Source organism: Fictibacillus phosphorivorans (genome assembly GCF_001629705.1).
Lineage (GTDB): Bacteria > Bacillota > Bacilli > Bacillales > Fictibacillaceae > Fictibacillus > Fictibacillus phosphorivorans_A.
The window spans coordinates 762,680-780,147 of record NZ_CP015378.1; the positions used below are offsets into that span (position 1 = coordinate 762,680).

Here is a 17,468-nt window from a genome sequence, read left to right on the forward strand (position 1 = left end):
CTTACTCTAGCTCCTCTTCAGGATAAGGTGTTTCTTTCAAAGGAAAAGAGAGCATAAAGTAGTGATAGATCTCACCATCGTCACTTTCATTCTTTTTGAATTCTGAGATTAAGTCAGATATTTCTTTTGCTTTGTCATGTAACAGTTTTACTTGATCGGAAGAAAGTTTTACATGTCTATAACCAAATTTAAGAGGAGAATCTGAATAAGCTAGTATTTCAGGATCTAATTTACGAACCATAGATTTTGTCTTTTCAAGAGAAACTAATATATTTTCTTTAAGTGCATCTGAAAGTTCATCTCTTACAGCATGCCTTTGATCAGGCAATATTTCGGCAATCGAAAATGAGTGGGCTACAGGTCTGTAGAACTTTTGTACAATGCCATTCTTTTCTTCTGTTCTCTCAACGTTAATTAAACCTACACGTTCAAGTTCTTTTAGATGATAATGAATCTTTGGTGCTGGAACTTCTAATAGGTCTGATAAGATCTTTCCTGTCTTAGCTTCATCTAATATCTCCCATAGGATTTTGATTCGCAAGGGGTCAGAGATAACCTTTAACTGCTCAACTTCGCGTATATGATATATTTCCTGCATGTTCAACACTCCTAAAACGTTCAAATATATTTGAACGTAATATATCCTATTTATATGCTGGTCGTCAACACTTTTACACATTATTTGTAAATAATAGTTCAAATGTTATGAAAATTCTTGTATAATGTTAGTATAATACTCGCATTACAACTTAGAGGCTGGAGGTTCATAGTATGGGGAATAAGGATTTGAAGTCCTATGTGGAGAGATTGGAGAAAGTGCATTACATTGTGTCAAAGCGTTTACACCCAGAGATTGCTATAGAAAAGGAGTTAACGAAAACACAGTTTGTACTTTTGAAGACGTTGTGTATTAGAAATAAATGGACCGTTTCAAAATTGGCTGACTATATGGGTGTAAAACCAAGTGCGATAACTGTTGGTGCAGATCGTTTGTACAAGCGTGGATTTGTAAGTCGTTACCGTAGTGACCTAGACCGTAGGATCGTCTATTTGGAGATTACCGACGAAGGACACGAAATCTTAAGAGAAGCTGAAAATGAAAGAGTTAATTCTATAAGTAGTTATCTTAATCATTTATCTCAAGAAGAATTAGGTATTTTTATTGATATTTACGAAAAGCTTGCAAGTGGCAATCATTCAAACCCAGACGAGATCGTCTTTACCACACAAACCAGTTGAGGAACTGGTTTTTTTTGTGCTTTAAAAAAGTAATAGTGAATGAGTCGCAGAAAAGTTCTCTATTATTTTTTCATAGATTGGATTCTATTTAAATTCTTCACTGCATAGGATGTGATAGAAACGTTAACAGAAGTGGAGGGCTATACATGTTCACCCCGCAATTGAATATGAAGCGTTTACCCTTATTACTTGCCGGAGCCATGCTATTTATCGTCGTAGCCACAAGCTTTATCACATCCTTTGAACACAAATATCGATTGAGTTCATCAACCATGCATAAGTGGCTAACGGAATTTTCTGGTGAAGCACTTGTTTATTTTATAGGATGGGAAAATCGATATTTTACACAAGAGCTTCCAAAAGAGAGTGAACCCCCGGCTTTATCAAGTGTTCTGTTTGAATTAACGACAAGCATAAAGCCTGGGGATATCCGTAGTCTATTAGGAAACGAACTTCCCGGATTTGCGCTCTATGATTCAACGATCATTGTTGCCGGAGAAGGAACGGATTACACAAACCTAGCGTATGAATCACCGCCACCGATGGAACTGCTGTTAAGTGGTGAAGAGGCAGAAGTTCAAGATATCGAGCGATTGGAAGATCCAGATCCTTCTGATTCAGAGAATCCTCCGGGCCAAACGACGAGTGGAAAGAAGATCGCTTATATCTATCATTCGCACAGTTGGGAATCCTTCTTACCTCACTTAAAAGGTGTAACGAATCCTGATCATGCCATCCATTCTAAAGTAAACATCACGATGGTAGGAAAAAAACTCGGTGAGGAATTAGAGGCTAGAGGGATTGGGACAACCGTTGACATGACAAACATGACAGAGCTTTTACGAAAGAACAATACGGATTATCGTAAGAGTTACCCAATGTCACGTACACTCGTCCAAAGTGCGATGTCGAGTAACCAGGATATTGATTTGATTTTTGACCTGCATCGAGACTCGATGAGAGGAAAGTCTACCACTACAGAAATTAATGGGAAGTCTTACGCACGTACTTTATTCGTGATCGGTAAAGCGAATCCTAATTTTGAAAATAACCAAAAAGCAGCACAAGAGATCAATGCGATCTTAGATAAAAAATACCCTGGTTTAAGCCGAGGGGTTATCGGAAAAAACAAAACACAAGGAAATGGTGTGTATAATCAAGACCTTTCTGACCACGCTTTACTTATTGAATTTGGCGGTGTGGATAACAATATGGATGAGCTTTACAGAAGTGCAGAAGCAGTGGCTGAAGCAGTTGCAGAGTACTATTGGAAAGAAAATGGAGCGAAAAAAGAATAATGTTTAAAGGCTCTAGAGGTGGTGATAACCTCTGGAGCTTTTTTTATGTTTCTATTTTTGCGGAAAATTAAAGTGGATAGTAAAAATAGCAGAGTGGACAGTAAATTGATAAAAGTGGACAGTAAAACTCAAAAATTGGACAGTATTTTCTTAAAAGTCGACAGTAAGTACCATATAGAAGTCTGTGCATAGGCGCCGTTTTTTTGTTAATGGCGGTAATTTGTCCAATTGACTAGTGAATCTGTCCGATTTGAACATTAATCTGTCGGATTGGTCACATCATCTGTCCAATTTTGGCGCCGCAAATTTCCGAAGCGTCTGTATAACAACTCAATGCGGACACAAAAAAACCGTTTTGAATGATTGAAACAATACCTAATTTCATAACAGTCGTCATATCTGCAAATCCTATAAAAAAATGGTATAAAAAGAGAGAAGTCACTTGTTTTAATTACTAAGGGAAGGGAATAAAAGAGAGAAAGAGAAGATTGGTAAAAAGGAGCACGTGCATGAAACGAATATGGGAATTTTTCCTCACACTATTGTTACTCGTCTGTTTATACATCGTTTTCTTTGCAGAAGGATATGTAATAATCAAAACAGTATTTGGGCTCCTTTACATCGCAGTGATTCTGTATACGATCTATTCGTTAATGCTCGAGAACAGAACAGCTCAGCATACACTTCTATGGATATATGTATTGATTTTATTTCCGTTTATCGGATATATGTTCTACCTGTATTCGGGCCAACTTTATTTAAAAGGGCATCTTTTCAAATCGAAAAGAAAGAAAGACAGGGACGAATGGATCAGAGTATCTAAACAAGAAGAAAAGCCTGATTTTAGTGACTTAAAAAGGCATCAACAGTGTTTTGCGACACACGCTCATCATATTACTCTTACACGTTTGAACAGAAAAACAAGTTCAAAAATACTAAAGAATGGCCAAGAGACGTTTCCTGAAATTTTTGCAAGATTAGAAGAAGCCAAGGAATATATACATATTCAGTATTACATCTTTCGCTCAGATCGCCTTGGTAAAGATATTATTGATCTGTTAATAAGAAAAGCAGATGAAGGTGTAAAAGTTAGGTTTTTATACGATGGGATAGGAAGTCTTTCTCTTCAGCAGTATGACATCGACAGAATGAAAAAGGCAGGAATTTTAGTTGAAGCTTTCCTACCCGTACGATATGGCTTCTTTAACCAAAAACTTAATTTCAGAAACCATCGTAAGATCATCATTATCGATGGAAAGGTTGGTTTTGTTGGAGGTCTAAATGTAGGAGTCGAATATTTAGGAGAAGATCCTGAGATTGGTTTCTGGCGCGATACTCACATGGTAATGGAAGGAGAAGGTGTTCAAGTTCTTCATGCGATCTTCTTAATGGATTGGGAATATGTTTGTGGAGAAGATCTGTTGGAAGATAATCACCTTACTACATCATACCCTGCTGAAGGAGACGGAACTGTTCATGTTGTTGCTAGTGGTCCAGACACCCAGCTAGGAATCATGAGTGATCTTTTCTATTCGCTGATCTCATGTGCAGAGAAATCAATCTGGATCGCAACGCCATACTTCGTACCTAATGAAGCAATTCGAACAGCATTAAGAGTGGCAGCAAAAAAAGGAGTTCAGGTACGATTATTGGTTCCCGAAATCAATGATGGCTTCTTAACACAATATGCAACGCGCTCTTATTTTCCAGAGCTTTTACGTTCGGGAATTGAGATCTACTCTTACAAAAAAGGATTCCTTCATCAAAAAGTTATCATTATCGATGGTGATACAGCTTCAATCGGTACAGCCAATATGGACATGAGAAGTTTTCACCTTAATTTCGAAGTGAACGTGTTCTTACTGAATACATCATCAGTCCGTCATCTCGTAGAACAATACGAAGAAGACATGGTGGAATCGGTAAGAGTAAAACCTGTCGAGTTTTATAAAAGAGGTCTATGGGAACGGACAAAAGAATCCTTTGCACGCCTTTTCTCAGGGGTTCTCTAAAGCTTCATATACAGTAACATAACTACTCAGATTAAAAAACAAGAATAGAAAATCCTCCTCAGGAATAGGTTGTACGAGACCGTGTAAGTTGAGGGGGTTTTTTTTATGGATTGGCTCGAGGCCTTAATATTGGGCGTTGTACAAGGTGTGACTGAATTTTTACCCGTAAGTTCAACAGGACATCTGCTCCTTGGCAGGCAAATGTTCCAGTTAGAGGAAGCCGGTTTATTTCTTGATAGCATGCTTCATATCGGAACACTTATTGCCGTGATGACGGTGTATTGGAGAGAAATTCTAAAAGTGATAAAAAGCCCCTTCAGCAAAACGGGCATTCTGCTTATTGCAGGTACGATACCGACTGCTGTTATTGGACTGGCGTTTAAAGATTTTTTTGAGGAGATCTCAAAAACGGGAATCACTGTAGGTTGGGAGTTTCTGATTACAGGTTTCTTGCTTTGGTGGGCTGACTCTTATAAACGCAATGGATACAAAGGAATCGATGATATTTCTATACGTGATGCTCTTGTGATCGGCACGTTTCAAGGTGCTGCGATTCTTCCTGCTATTTCACGTTCCGGCCTGACGATCGCAGCCGCGCTCTTCTGTAAGATCGATAAAAAAGCTGCTGCTTATTTTTCATTTTTACTATCTATCCCATCTATCGCTGGGGGAGTAGTTTTACAATCTAAAGATCTATTTGTTGGTGCACATCCACCGATCTCTTATTCAGCATTATTGATCGGTACTTTAGCGTCAGCTCTATTTGGATATGTGGCAGTAAAATGGATGATTAAACTCCTTCAAACCGGTACGTTAAAAGGGTTTGCGATTTATGTTTGGTTGATCGGAATCGTTGTATTGATCCTTCAATTTTCAGGTAAAATGTAAAGTATTTGTTAACACGCAAAAAATGGATTGACATTTAAAAGAGAGAGGATTACAGTATATGTAATTCGAAATTTAGCAGGCTTTAGATCGCTGAATTTACAGTTATTTTTATAGTTAAACTATAAACTACTGTAAAACGGGGGAACCAATCTTTTGGGGTGAATTTTGCTCTATTGCAAAAAGGGATACTCCAATCCCTAATCCGACAGCTAACCCCGTAAGCGTCATGTCACTGGAGAGGTCAATTTGGTGGAAAACCGGACCCGCTTTTTTGTGTGGTCTTTTTTTGCGTTTTTTTACTTAAATTTTTAAGCCTCTTAACCAGCAAGGCTAGAGAACAACGAAGTAAAAACTTCATGGATTTTAAGGGGAGACCATAATGAAAAAACAATTTGCAGTTATTGGGCTAGGACGTTTTGGTGGCAGCATCTGTAGAGAATTTGCAACGATGGGCTATGATGTTCTAGCTATAGATAAAGACATGGAAAGAGTAAATGAGTTTGCTACCATAGCGACTCAAGCCGTTCAAGCAAATTCTACTGATGAGAACGTCATGAAGTCGTTAGGAATTCGTAATTTTACTCAAGTCATCGTATCAATCGGTGAAGACATCCAATCAAGTATTTTAACAACACTACTTTTAAAAGAAGCAGGCGTTCAAAAAGTTTGGGTTAAAGCACAAAATGACTATCATCATAAAGTGTTGGAAAAGCTAGGAGCAGACCGTATTATCCATCCAGAACGTGATATGGCGCTGCGCGTTGCTCAACTTATTTCTTCTGAAAAGATTATAGATTTTATTGAACTATCACATGAACACAGTATTGTAGAGATAGGTGTAACAGATAAGCTTGTTAACCAGACTTTAACAGATCTTGATGTACGTGCACGCTATGGATGTAATATCGTGGCTATCAAACGTGGAGATGAGATTCTCGTTTCACCAATCGCTGATGTATCTCTTCAATATGGAGATATACTCGTTGTGATCGGTCGTAACGAAGATCTAAACCGATTTGAGGATGAGGAAGTGTAAGCATTGGCCCTACATGTCAGAAAGCATAAACGTTTTTTGCATAACCCAATTAAATTGAACCCTCCTCAATTTTTAGCGTTGCTATTTTTATTTCTCATTTTTGTTGGCATGTGTATGTTAAAGCTACCTGTCGCTCATGAAGAAACGTTATCTTGGGTAGATGCATTTTTTATTGCCACATCAGCTGCAACAGTAACAGGCTTAGCTACAGTTGATCCTGGCTCAACGTTTACCTTGTTTGGGGAGATCGTCATCTTGTTTTTAATCCAAGTCGGAGGGCTCGGAGTCATGTCATTTGCGTCACTCGTCGTTATTATGATGGGGAGAAAGATTTCCATCAAACAACGTGTATTGATGCAAGAAGCACTCAACCAGCCTTCTATTGGCGGTGTAATCCGATTAGTTCGAAATCTGTTTGTATTTTCAATCAGCATCCAGATTATCGCCATCTTTTTTCTGTCATTAAGGCTTGTTCCAGACTTTGGTGTTAGTAAAGGGATCTACTATAGCATTTTTCATGTTATATCGGCATACAACAATGCAGGGTTCTCGTTGTGGTCTGACGGTCTAATGGGTTATGTAGGAGATCCGATGGTGAACATCGTCATATCGTTTCTGTTTATAACAGGGGGAATTGGGTTTACCGTATTGGTTGATATATGGGTGAGCCGAAGCTGGAAAAAACTTTCTCTTCATACAAGAGTGATGTTGCTGTCTACTTTGATTATTAATATTGTGGCAATCTTGTTCTTCTACTTATTTGAGTTTAATAATCCAAAGACCATTGGAATGCTTTCAGGTGCAGAGCAATTCTGGGCTTCGTATTTCCAAGGTGTAACACCGAGAACAGCAGGTTTTAACTCGATTGATATGACAGCTATAAATCCTGATACGTCCTTGTTGATGATTCTTTTAATGTTTGTTGGGGCAGGAAGTACCTCTACTGGTGGAGGGATAAAACTGACCACGTTTGTAGTTATTATTTTTACGGTTGCAGCTTTCTTAAAAGGGAAAGAAAATACGGTCGTTATGATGCGAACCATTCGAAATGCTGTTGTTTATAGAGCTCTTGCTATTACAACCATTTCCATTTTGTTTATTTTTGCAGCATTATTTATTATCACATATGTACAAAAAGATACTTCATTCATGGTGATCGTGTTTGAAGTCGTGTCTGCGTTCGGTACAGTTGGATTAAGTATGGGCCTGACCCCAGATCTAACAGTAATCGGGAAAATTGTGATCTGTGTGGTAATGGTTTTCGGTAAATTAGGACCGCTAACGCTGGCGTTCAGTCTTGCTAAACAAACAAAAGATAATATTAGATATCCAGACGGTGAAGTGTTCACTGGGTAAAAAAGAGGCTAATGCAATGAAGGAATCTTCTTCATTCTGCATTAGCTTTTTTTGGTTATTTATGGGTTAATTGACTTCCTCTTGGGAAAGCTAAAACAAGGTTTAATTGCTACTCTAAAGAGAGGAAAAGAGATCGTCATGCAAAAAATAAAAGAAGCTTTTCTCGTTTCTCCCTTTCTTGTTTTTTTCCTCGTCCATTCTGAGCAAGTAGGGGTAGGGGTTCTTGGGTATCAGCGCATCATAGCTAAATATGCAGGGTATGATTCTTGGATATCCGTTATCATAGCAGCTATTTTTGTACATATTCTAATTTGGATGATCTATTACGTGCTTGATAATGGTGATGGAGATATTGTGACCACACATAAAACGTTGTTTGGTGGTTTCCTAGGTAATCTCTTCAACCTTTCTTTGCTTCTGTATTTTCTGCTTTGGTCGATTACTGTACTTAGAACCTATATTGAAGTCATACAAGTCTGGATGTTTCCTACTCTGAGTACATGGAAAATCGCGGCAGTGTTCCTTATATTGACGTACTATGTGGTTTCGTCTGGTTTTCGAACAGTAGCAGGTATCTGCTTTTTGGGAGTGGTCATTCCTTTAGGGTTAATCGTATTACTGGTGTATCCATTGGAATTTACTCATTTTTCTAATCTGCTACCCGTATTTGATGAGAATGTAAAAGACTATTTATCAGCCACAAAAAATATGATGCTGAGTTATCTTGGTTTTGAAACACTTCTTGTTTTTTATCCATTTATCAAAAATGCTAAGCGATCTCAAAAGTTTGCGCATCATGCCAATCTTTTTACATTTATGATGTACCTGCTAGTCACTTTGTTTTCATTTGCATTTTTTAGCGAGGAACAATTGTCTAGAAATATTTGGGCTACACTATCTATGGTGAAAATCGTTCAAGTTTCATTTGTAGAACGCTTTGATTTCGTATTTGTCTCCATGTGGTGTTTAGTGATTCTACCTAATATTGCATTGGCGATTTGGTGTTCGAGCCGAGTAGCGAAATTGATGCTGAACATTCGTCACCATGTCACGCTCATCGTGATGCTAGTCTTAATATTAGCAGCTTGTTACTATTTGGACACGCGGCTTAAAATTAATATGCTAAACAACTACACGAACAAGATAGGCTTTTACCTAGCTATAAGCTATATTCCGCTTCTATTTATAATGACTTTTATTAAAAAACACTTTAAGAAAAATAAAAAAGAACAGGCATCACCGACTACATGACACAAGAAAAAAACTGACCGTTAACTTCCTTCATCTGTTCAAGAGATAAAGGAATTAACAGTCAGTTTTTTATTAAGCTTGAAGAAGCATAGTGAGGCGCGTTTTATGTTTTTCACGCTGAGAATCATCTGATGTATTGTGCCAATTCTGCAGAGTCTCGTTGATTAATTGGGTGACCATATGCTTTGTCCAAACTACATAAGCGCCATACGTATCCCCTTTGAAAAAGGAAGTAAGCATATTATTATCAGGCCCGAAGAAGAAACCGAGCTGATCATGAATGAGTGTAGCCTCATCCATCGAGAAGGGCATGATTTTATCTGAAAGGGTAAATTGATAAGAATTGTTTTCTTTTTTAATGAATGCGATCGCGTATACCTGTCCTTCTGGAAGAAAACCTTTCGTAGTAGGTAAGAGCAGTAACGGGTTATGTCCTTTGTCATAAGCGATAAAAAAGTCATTCACATCTTCCTCAAACTGTGGTGTACGTGACATTGAAGCTAGTGCAATTTCTTTTTGTACGTTTAACATGTAACAACCCTCATTCCGTTATATTTCTTACTATCATTCTTACCGCTAGTTTGCTAGATTATACGTGTCATTTTCTTTACTAAACTGCTGTGATAAGTTGTTGAAAGGGAATTGACGGACAAATTGTAAACGCATACACTAGAGATAGTTATTAGCCGTTAGAGAAAGAGTGATTCATGCAATGGCATTATCAAATGAACGTTTGATCGGAAAGATGGCCATGTTAGGGGTATTAGATGAAAGTTATCTGCCTGAAATCGAGAAATTGGGCTGGAAGTATTGCGTAGGCAAAGCTGGTTCCATGGATTCACAAAAGGTAGTAGCTGCCATTGAAACAGCGGCCAAAAGTGAAAATATCATTCAAACCGGAATTTATCGTGAAACACATTCGTTATATCATGCCATCATGGAAGCTTTTCATGGGGTGACAAGAGGGCAGGTTCAGCTTGGCACTGTTCTTAGGACTGTAGGGTTACGTTTCATCGTTGTCCGCGGTAACCCGTATGAGAAGAAAGAAGAAGGTGACTGGATCGCAGTCGCTCTCTATGGAACGATAGGTGCTCCTGTAAAAGGATTAGAGCATGAGGCGATCGGTCTAGGAATCAATCATATTTAAATAATGCCCATAGTAACTAGTGATGAGGGGGCGTATTCGAAAGAGTTTTCTTTCGGGTGCGCTCTTTTTGTATGTGAAAAATGCATTTTTTAGTGAGACTAGTTGTCTTTGAAAGTAGTTGATTTCCGTTCCAGGATGCTCGCTTTCCGGGGGGCGTGCGGTGAGCCTCTTAGCGCTCTGCGCTGTTAAGAGTCTTACCTGTCCCGCTAGTCCCCCAGGAGTCTCACACCTTGCACTCCAATCAACTTGTCAAGAAGATAAAAAAGATAACCCAAAGCACCATTTATATGTAGAACGCCTTAATGAAAAGAACCTTAATGAAAAGAACCTTAATAAAAGAGGGATGAAGATGATTACATTAACTGGTAATACGCTTTCCATGGAAGAAATCAAGCGGATTCTGCATGAGAACGAACCTGTAGAAGCTTGCCCACTTAGCATGAAGAAAGTAGCAGATAGTCGTAAAGCGGTTGAAAAGATTGTGGCTGAAGGAAAAGTGGTATACGGGATCACGACTGGCTTCGGAAAGTTTAGTGATGTTCTTATTTCTCGAGATGATGTTGAGACATTGCAGATCAATCTGATCCGTAGCCATGCGTGTGGAATCGGAGAACCGTTTCCTGAGATGATCAGTCGTCTTATGCTTATTTTAAGAGCCAATGCTCTGTTAAAAGGATTTTCGGGTATCCGCCCAGTCGTAATCGAAAGGTTGCTAGAGTTAGTCGAAAAGAACGTGCATCCTGTTGTTCCTCAACAAGGATCACTTGGGGCGAGTGGAGATCTTGCTCCGCTTTCTCACCTAGCACTTGTATTAGTAGGTGAAGGAGAAGCGTATTACAAAGGAGAACGTGTTCCTGGCCAAGAAGCTTTAAAGAGAGCGGGCATAGCACCTGTTGTATTGACGGCGAAAGAGGGGCTTGCCTTGATCAATGGAACGCAGGCCATGACAGCTCAAGGAATAGCTGCCTATATAGAAGCAGAACGGATCGGACTCATGGCAGATGCGATTGCAGCGCTTACTACAGAAAGTTTACGAGGTATTACAGATGCGTTCGATGAGGACGTACATCTTGCTCGAGGGTATCAAGAGCAGGTAGATGTTGCCAAACGCTTGAGAGAATATTTAGAAGGCAGCCAGCTTACAACGAAACAAGGAGAGATTAGGGTCCAGGATGCTTACTCCTTAAGGTGTATCCCTCAAGTTCATGGTGCCTCATGGCAGGTTCTAGGTTATGTAAAAGAAAAACTTGAGATTGAGATGAATGCTGCAACGGATAACCCACTGATTTTTGATGGAGGAAAAAAGATCATCTCAGGTGGGAACTTTCATGGTCAGCCGATCGCTTTTGCTATGGACTTCTTAAAGCTTGCAGCTGCAGAATGGGCAAATATTTCTGAACGAAGGATCGAACGGATGGTCAATCCTCAGTTGAGCGACTTACCTGGTTTCTTAAGTCCGAATCCAGGGCTAGAGTCAGGTGCGATGATCATGCAATATGCAGCCGCATCACTCGTTTCAGAAAATAAAACATTGGCACATCCTGCAAGTGTTGATTCAATTCCTTCATCAGCCAATCAAGAAGATCATGTAAGTATGGGAACCATCGCTTCAAGGCATGCCGCTCAGATTATTGCGAATGCTAGGCGGGTTCTTGCTGTTGAATTAATCTGTGCGATGCAAGCAGCAGATTTTAGAGGTCCGGAAAAATTAGCACCTAAAACAAAGAGAGTATATGAACAAGGAAGAATCGTTTGTCCAACGATACAATGTGACCGCATGTTCCACCGAGATATGGAAGCTGTTGCTTCATGGATCCTCGATACTTCATGGAACGACATCTTAATCGGGGCAAAAATTCAAAAGTTAGCACATTAAAAGGAGGTATTTTTTCATGTCAAACGTAAAACATTCTATATCAGCGGCAAGAGGTACAAAATTATCGGCAAAAGGGTGGGTTCAAGAAGCAGCCATTCGTATGCTGATGAATAACCTAGATGGGGAAGTGGCGGAGAATCCCGATGAACTAGTCGTTTATGGTGGTATCGGTAAAGCTGCTCGAAACTGGGACTCCTATCATAAGATCATAGAAACATTAGAGCGATTAGAGAATGACGAAACGCTTCTTGTGCAATCTGGAAAGCCGGTTGCTGTCTTTAAATCGCATACAGATGCTCCACGTGTTCTACTTGCGAACTCTAACCTTGTACCTGCTTGGGCAAATTGGGATACATTCCGTGATCTTGAAAAAAGAGGGCTGATGATGTATGGCCAGATGACAGCCGGAAGCTGGATTTATATCGGAACGCAAGGCATCCTGCAAGGGACGTATGAAACATTTGCAGAAGCTGCTCGCAAGCACTTTAACGGATCCTTAAAAGGGACCATCACGCTTACAGCGGGTCTTGGAGGAATGGGTGGAGCTCAGCCTCTTGCTGTAACGATGAATGATGGTGTTGTGATCGCGATTGATATCGACGAAACAAGAATTCAACGCCGCTTAGACACAAGATACTTAGATAAAATGACAAAGAGTTTAGACGAAGCCTTAAGCATGGCTAAAGAATATGCGGCAAAAGGGGAGCCACTCTCGATTGGTCTTTTAGGAAACGCTGCTGAACTTTTACCAAAGATGATTGAGATGGGAGAGATTCCGGATCTTGTTACGGATCAGACATCTGCTCATGACCCGTTGCATGGCTATTTGCCAGTAGGTTTCACGATGGAAGAAGGAGCAGAACTTCGTAAACGCCATCCAGAGCAGTATATCGAAAAGTCAAAGAAATCGATGGCGATTCATGTTCAGGCAATGCTTGAGATGCAAAAGAAGGGTTCTGTCGTATTTGATTATGGCAACAACATCAGACAAGTTGCGCTTGATGAAGGAGTTACAAACGCATTTGATTTCCCTGGGTTCGTTCCAGCATTTATCCGTCCGTTGTTCTGTGAAGGGAAAGGACCTTTTAGATGGGTAGCGTTATCGGGGGATCCAGAAGATATCAGAAAAACAGATGAAGTGATATTACGAGAGTTCAGTGATAACGAGCACCTCTGTAAATGGATCAAGATGGCTCAAGAAAAAGTTCAGTTCCAAGGTCTTCCGTCACGTATCTGCTGGTTAGGGTATGGAGAGCGCGCGAAGTTTGGAAAAATTATTAACGAAATGGTAGCTAGCGGCGAATTGTCAGCGCCAATCGTGATCGGGCGTGACCACTTGGATTGTGGTTCAGTTGCATCGCCTAATCGTGAAACAGAAGCAATGCTTGATGGCAGTGATGCAGTTTCGGACTGGCCGATTTTAAACGCGATGATCAATGCTGTAAATGGAGCGAGCTGGGTATCTGTGCACCATGGTGGCGGTGTTGGAATGGGTTATTCTCTTCATGCCGGAATGGTCGTTGTTGCAGATGGAACAGAAGAAGCTGCTCGTCGTCTTGAGCGTGTGCTAACGAGTGATCCTGGAATGGGGATCGTAAGGCATGCTGATGCAGGTTATGATCTTGCGATAGAGACGGCAAAAGAAAAAGGCGTAGATCTGCCAATGATCGAGAACTAAAAAGGAGTGTGACGAATGCTAGATACATTAATTTTAGCAGGACAGGTGGTCGTTCCAAAAAGTAGTGGAGAAGCGCTTCGAGGTAAAGAGATGAATGAACTCTCCATCATCGATAACGGAGCTGTTGGTATAAAAGATGGCGTGATCGAATTTATAGGAACTGCCGAAGAAGCGGCTCAGTTACAAGCAAAAGAAACGATTGAGGCAGAAGGAAAACTGTTATCACCAGGCTTAGTGGACCCTCATACACATCTAGTGTTTGGGGGATCACGAGAGCATGAACTCGCTTTGAAACAACAAGGAGTTCCTTATTTAGAAATTTTAGCTCAAGGCGGAGGAATTCATTCAACGGTTAAAGCAACACGTGAAACAGCTGAAGATGACCTCTATGAAAAGGGAATGTTCCATTTAAACAGGTGTTTAACTTATGGTGTTACGACTATGGAAGCAAAGAGTGGATACGGTCTGGATAAAGAGACTGAATTAAAGCAGTTAAGAGTAGCAAAACAGCTGAATGAAACTCACCCGATCGATCTTGTTTCTACTTTTTTGGGAGCTCATGCTATTCCTGAAAACTATAAAGGAAGACCAGATGCCTTTTTAGAAGAGATGCTTTCCTTGTTAAGCTTAATCTCAAAAGAGGGTTTGGCTGAGTTTGTAGATATTTTCTGTGAAACTGGTGTTTTTACGGTAGAACAGTCTAAAGTCTTTCTTCAAAAAGCAAAAACAGCAGGGTTTGGAGTTAAGATTCATGCGGATGAAATCGATCCTCTCGGAGGAACGGAGATGGCTTGTGAGATCGGAGCAGTTTCTGCTGATCACTTAGTTGGAGCGAGTAAAGAAGGCGTTCGTATGCTAGGGGAATCAGATACGATCGCAGTCCTTCTTCCAGGAACAACGTTCTATTTAGGAAAAGATCATTTCGCTCCAGCACGGGATATGATTTCAAGTGGAGCAGCTGTAGCCCTTTCAACTGATTTTAATCCTGGAAGTTCACCTACAGAAAATCTGCAGTTTATTATGACACTCGCTGCATTAAAGCTGAAGATGACGCCAGAAGAAATTTGGAATTCTGTAACGGTCAACGCAGCTTACGCGATTGGACGCGGTGATGTTGCAGGTAGTTTAGAAATAGGAAGAAGAGCAGATCTTGTTCTGTGGGATGTACCAAACTATAAGTATATTCCATATCACTATGGTGTGAATCACGTTAACAAAGTGTGGAAGAACGGTAAGTTAGTAGTCGGAAAGGGAGATATTCATGCAAACTATACCCTTTCTTCGTAAATCAGGTGAGGCTCCATTTACTGACAGAGGGATAAAAAAGGCAGGTCAGCTTTTGAAGCCTTGGTCAGGTGATGAAGTGAGAGGAGTAGCTATAGCTGGAGCTCCTCTCTCGAAGACTTCGATTTCACATTCAGGTGCACACCTCACACCACAGACTATCCGTGCGATGATGCATTCGTTTTCCACATATAGCATTGAAGAAGAAAGTGATCTTTGGGATCACAACATTACCGATTTTGGAGATATTGAGATGCATGTTACAGATCTCTTTACTTCACAATCCCGTATTCATTCGGTCTTAAAAGACATTGGAGCTCAGCATAGCGAAGCATGTGTAGTTACGCTTGGTGGCGATCATTCTGTTTCTGCTGCAGCGATTAAAGCTTTTCAAGAAACGAAGGGACGGGTAGGCATCATCCAGTTCGATGCACATTTTGATCTTCGGAATACGGAGGACGGTGGTCCATCCAACGGTACGCCGTTTCGCCAGCTCATAGAAAATGGAGTGATTACAGGCGACCAACTCGTTCAGATTGGTATTCGAGATTTCTCAAATGGGAAACTTTATCATGATTATGCCAAGGAGCATGGAGTGACCGTTCACACGATGGGTGATGTAAAAAGAAACGGATTGCTTTCTTTGTTACAAAAATCAGTTGACCAGTTAAAACAGACAACAGAAAACATATATATTTCTCTTGACATGGATGTTTTGGATCAGGCATTTGCACCAGGTTGTCCTGCGATCGGTCCAGGTGGTTTAGACAGTGATTCGTTAATTGAAGGGATTCAGTATCTTGCAAAGGAGCCTTCTGTTAAAGGGATGGACATCGTAGAGATTGATCCAACCCTAGATTTTCGAAACATGACGAGCCGATTAGCTGCGTACATTATCATACAATTCACGCTGTTCTATTCAGGAAGAAAGGGAGGTTTATGAAATGAGTGAGTTCGGAAAATTTATTGAATTGTCTAGAAATCAAAAGGGCTTGAGCAAATCAGAGCTTGCACGACGATTAAGCATCACTCCTCAATACATGGCAGATATCGAAAAAGGAAGAATGATTCCTTCTGAAGAAAAGATAGAAAAGCTAGTAAAAACGTTAGAGTTAAACGAAAAAGAAGCATTTAAACTGGCGGACAAACTTCCGTTACGAGTATTAGCAGAGGCAAAACAACATTATTATAAGCAAGGTTCCTAGAAGTTTAGTTTCATACGCACTCTTACTCTTTATTACATTTTTCTCTACACGAAAAAACACCGCAAGCTATTTCGGCTTAGCGGTGTTTATTATTATGAACATCAGCTTTCTCTAGGCTGAGAGGGTTTTGGTTTTAATATTTTTTTAAGCTTAGACCAACGCAACTCAATAAACGGCTGTGCTAGTGCGATAACGGGTTTGCTTGCTAGAAATAGCGTTACGATAACTGCTAGGAAGAGGAGCATAAAGTATGCGCCGTTTTCCTCGATAGATGCGAATAGATCTGTAGTAAACAAGTATTTCAAAACGAAACCATGCAACAGATAAATATATAAGGTGCGTTCTCCAAATTCAGTGAAGAACATTCGTCTGCGCGGAAGAAGGGCTAAAAAGCTAAAGGTTGCCGCAAACATTACACCGTACATGGCAAGTCTGACAAGACCGCCATACCAATCGTTGTAGCCAAGGATCTCCGAATAAGAAGATGAAGATAAAAGCCATTCTTTTGTACCGTTTGGAAAAATAAAATGATACGTAATGAACAGTACAACTAAGAAAGCTGCTGAAATAATTTTGGCTCTAGGACGTAATATCTTTTTGAAGTCTCTCTTTTCAAGCAGATGTCCAAGCAAGAAGACAGGGAAAAAGACAAATGTTCGAAGGAGACTCAAAAATGTACCAATGTCATGAATATAACCTACTGCTACTCCTATACCAATGGCAAGGACAAGTGGATATTTCATTTTCACAAAGACTTTTAAAAGAATATTCCAGAAAACCAAACTTAATAAGAACCATAGTGTCCAATGGGGTGAAAAGAAGTCTAGTTTCACTTCGCTCTTACCGTACAAATCATAGTAGAAAAAACTATAGATTAATTGAAAAACCAAATAAGGAATCAGTACTTTTTTAAAGATTTTAGGAAGATAGCCATCACGCCAGACACCTTTTGTAAAGAACCCTGCTATTAGTATAAATGCAGGCATATGAAAGGTATATATAAAGTTGTAGATCGTGTAAAGCCACTCATTTTGACTTTTTATCGGGGAAATAAAGTGCCCGAACACGACGAGAAAAATTAAAATAAACTTAGCGTTGTCGAAATAATAATCGCGTTCTTTTGTAGCAGTACTCATCGATATTCCTCCAATAATTATTCACCTTATAAAGTATTCGTATGAATTTCTCATTTTTTTTA

The 17,468-nt window shown here is 39.9% G+C and carries 16 protein-coding genes and 1 riboswitch; of the genes, 13 read left to right on the forward strand and 3 right to left on the reverse strand.

Going from position 1 to position 17,468, the window contains the following annotated elements; all coding sequences use genetic code 11:
- Position 1: 1 nt before the first annotated feature.
- Complete coding sequence (locus ABE65_RS03995; protein WP_066391510.1) at positions 2 to 598, reverse strand: ArsR/SmtB family transcription factor; 597 nt, start codon at positions 596 to 598, stop codon at positions 2 to 4.
- Between the two features lie 173 nt (positions 599 to 771).
- Between ABE65_RS03995 and ABE65_RS04000 the strand changes: the two genes are divergently transcribed.
- The 7 genes from ABE65_RS04000 to ABE65_RS04030 all read left to right on the forward strand — a co-directional run bounded on the left by ABE65_RS04000 (position 772) and on the right by ABE65_RS04030 (position 9,080).
- Positions 772 to 1,239, forward strand: a complete 468-nt coding sequence (locus ABE65_RS04000; protein ID WP_066391511.1) for a MarR family winged helix-turn-helix transcriptional regulator — start codon at positions 772 to 774, stop codon at positions 1,237 to 1,239.
- Positions 1,240 to 1,385: 146 nt separating this feature from the next.
- Positions 1,386 to 2,537, forward strand: coding sequence for a stage II sporulation protein P (gene spoIIP, locus ABE65_RS04005; protein WP_066391512.1), 1,152 nt, complete (start codon positions 1,386 to 1,388; stop codon positions 2,535 to 2,537).
- A gap of 509 nt (positions 2,538 to 3,046) precedes the next feature.
- Positions 3,047 to 4,549: a cardiolipin synthase gene (gene cls, locus ABE65_RS04010; protein ID WP_066391525.1), complete on the forward strand. Its 1,503-nt coding sequence runs from the start codon at positions 3,047 to 3,049 to the stop codon at positions 4,547 to 4,549.
- Between the two features lie 105 nt (positions 4,550 to 4,654).
- Complete coding sequence (locus ABE65_RS04015) at positions 4,655 to 5,437, forward strand: undecaprenyl-diphosphate phosphatase (RefSeq protein ID WP_066391527.1); 783 nt, start codon at positions 4,655 to 4,657, stop codon at positions 5,435 to 5,437.
- A 78-nt stretch (positions 5,438 to 5,515) separates the two neighbouring features.
- A riboswitch (cyclic di-AMP (ydaO/yuaA leader) is annotated at positions 5,516 to 5,677 on the forward strand.
- 139 nt (positions 5,678 to 5,816) lie between these two features.
- Entirely contained in the window at positions 5,817 to 6,473 is a 657-nt protein-coding gene (locus tag ABE65_RS04020) for a potassium channel family protein (protein WP_066391529.1), read from the forward strand.
- A gap of 108 nt (positions 6,474 to 6,581) precedes the next feature.
- Complete coding sequence (locus tag ABE65_RS04025) at positions 6,582 to 7,829, forward strand: TrkH family potassium uptake protein (RefSeq protein ID WP_082861552.1); 1,248 nt, start codon at positions 6,582 to 6,584, stop codon at positions 7,827 to 7,829.
- 138 nt (positions 7,830 to 7,967) lie between these two features.
- Positions 7,968 to 9,080: a GerAB/ArcD/ProY family transporter gene (locus tag ABE65_RS04030; RefSeq protein ID WP_066399727.1), complete on the forward strand. Its 1,113-nt coding sequence runs from the start codon at positions 7,968 to 7,970 to the stop codon at positions 9,078 to 9,080.
- A 72-nt stretch (positions 9,081 to 9,152) separates the two neighbouring features.
- Here ABE65_RS04030 and ABE65_RS04035 read toward each other — a convergent pair whose 3' ends face one another.
- A complete protein-coding gene (locus tag ABE65_RS04035) occupies positions 9,153 to 9,611 on the reverse strand; it encodes a hypothetical protein (RefSeq protein ID WP_066391538.1) in 459 nt (152 codons plus the stop codon).
- A 181-nt stretch (positions 9,612 to 9,792) separates the two neighbouring features.
- On the opposite strand from ABE65_RS04035, the gene hutP reads away from it, so the two are divergent.
- The 6 genes from hutP (at position 9,793) to ABE65_RS04065 (ending at position 16,270) form a co-directional block, all read left to right on the forward strand.
- Positions 9,793 to 10,227: a histidine utilization transcription antiterminator HutP gene (hutP, locus tag ABE65_RS04040; protein ID WP_066391539.1), complete on the forward strand. Its 435-nt coding sequence runs from the start codon at positions 9,793 to 9,795 to the stop codon at positions 10,225 to 10,227.
- Between the two features lie 349 nt (positions 10,228 to 10,576).
- Positions 10,577 to 12,103, forward strand: a complete 1,527-nt coding sequence (gene hutH / locus ABE65_RS04045; RefSeq protein ID WP_066399730.1) for a histidine ammonia-lyase — start codon at positions 10,577 to 10,579, stop codon at positions 12,101 to 12,103.
- Between the two features lie 16 nt (positions 12,104 to 12,119).
- On the forward strand, positions 12,120 to 13,781 hold the full coding sequence (gene hutU, locus ABE65_RS04050) for a urocanate hydratase (protein WP_066391542.1): 1,662 nt from the start codon (positions 12,120 to 12,122) through the stop codon (positions 13,779 to 13,781).
- Positions 13,782 to 13,796: 15 nt separating this feature from the next.
- Entirely contained in the window at positions 13,797 to 15,068 is a 1,272-nt protein-coding gene (gene hutI, locus ABE65_RS04055) for an imidazolonepropionase (protein ID WP_066391545.1), read from the forward strand.
- Positions 15,043 to 16,008, forward strand: a complete 966-nt coding sequence (hutG, locus tag ABE65_RS04060; RefSeq protein WP_066391548.1) for a formimidoylglutamase — start codon at positions 15,043 to 15,045, stop codon at positions 16,006 to 16,008. Before hutI ends, hutG begins: the two co-directional genes overlap by 26 nt.
- A gap of 1 nt (position 16,009) precedes the next feature.
- Complete coding sequence (locus ABE65_RS04065; protein ID WP_066391554.1) at positions 16,010 to 16,270, forward strand: helix-turn-helix domain-containing protein; 261 nt, start codon at positions 16,010 to 16,012, stop codon at positions 16,268 to 16,270.
- 101 nt (positions 16,271 to 16,371) lie between these two features.
- Here ABE65_RS04065 and ABE65_RS04070 read toward each other — a convergent pair whose 3' ends face one another.
- Positions 16,372 to 17,406: an acyltransferase family protein gene (locus ABE65_RS04070; RefSeq protein ID WP_066391556.1), complete on the reverse strand. Its 1,035-nt coding sequence runs from the start codon at positions 17,404 to 17,406 to the stop codon at positions 16,372 to 16,374.
- Positions 17,407 to 17,468 lie beyond the last annotated feature (62 nt).

What these genes read in the sequence shown, in the direction of transcription:
- ABE65_RS03995 (WP_066391510.1), bottom strand. Translation starts at nt 598, where the DNA reads ATGCAGGAAATATATCATATACGCGAAGTTGAGCAGTTAAAGGTTATC.
- ABE65_RS04000 (WP_066391511.1), top strand. Translation starts at nt 772, where the DNA reads ATGGGGAATAAGGATTTGAAGTCCTATGTGGAGAGATTGGAGAAAGTG.
- spoIIP (WP_066391512.1), top strand. Translation starts at nt 1,386, where the DNA reads ATGTTCACCCCGCAATTGAATATGAAGCGTTTACCCTTATTACTTGCC.
- cls (WP_066391525.1), top strand. Translation starts at nt 3,047, where the DNA reads ATGAAACGAATATGGGAATTTTTCCTCACACTATTGTTACTCGTCTGT.
- ABE65_RS04015 (WP_066391527.1), top strand. Translation starts at nt 4,655, where the DNA reads ATGGATTGGCTCGAGGCCTTAATATTGGGCGTTGTACAAGGTGTGACT.
- ABE65_RS04020 (WP_066391529.1), top strand. Translation starts at nt 5,817, where the DNA reads ATGAAAAAACAATTTGCAGTTATTGGGCTAGGACGTTTTGGTGGCAGC.
- ABE65_RS04025 (WP_082861552.1), top strand. Translation starts at nt 6,582, where the DNA reads ATGTGTATGTTAAAGCTACCTGTCGCTCATGAAGAAACGTTATCTTGG.
- ABE65_RS04030 (WP_066399727.1), top strand. Translation starts at nt 7,968, where the DNA reads ATGCAAAAAATAAAAGAAGCTTTTCTCGTTTCTCCCTTTCTTGTTTTT.
- ABE65_RS04035 (WP_066391538.1), bottom strand. Translation starts at nt 9,611, where the DNA reads ATGTTAAACGTACAAAAAGAAATTGCACTAGCTTCAATGTCACGTACA.
- hutP (WP_066391539.1), top strand. Translation starts at nt 9,793, where the DNA reads ATGGCATTATCAAATGAACGTTTGATCGGAAAGATGGCCATGTTAGGG.
- hutH (WP_066399730.1), top strand. Translation starts at nt 10,577, where the DNA reads ATGATTACATTAACTGGTAATACGCTTTCCATGGAAGAAATCAAGCGG.
- hutU (WP_066391542.1), top strand. Translation starts at nt 12,120, where the DNA reads ATGTCAAACGTAAAACATTCTATATCAGCGGCAAGAGGTACAAAATTA.
- hutI (WP_066391545.1), top strand. Translation starts at nt 13,797, where the DNA reads ATGCTAGATACATTAATTTTAGCAGGACAGGTGGTCGTTCCAAAAAGT.
- hutG (WP_066391548.1), top strand. Translation starts at nt 15,043, where the DNA reads ATGCAAACTATACCCTTTCTTCGTAAATCAGGTGAGGCTCCATTTACT.
- ABE65_RS04065 (WP_066391554.1), top strand. Translation starts at nt 16,010, where the DNA reads ATGAGTGAGTTCGGAAAATTTATTGAATTGTCTAGAAATCAAAAGGGC.
- ABE65_RS04070 (WP_066391556.1), bottom strand. Translation starts at nt 17,406, where the DNA reads ATGAGTACTGCTACAAAAGAACGCGATTATTATTTCGACAACGCTAAG.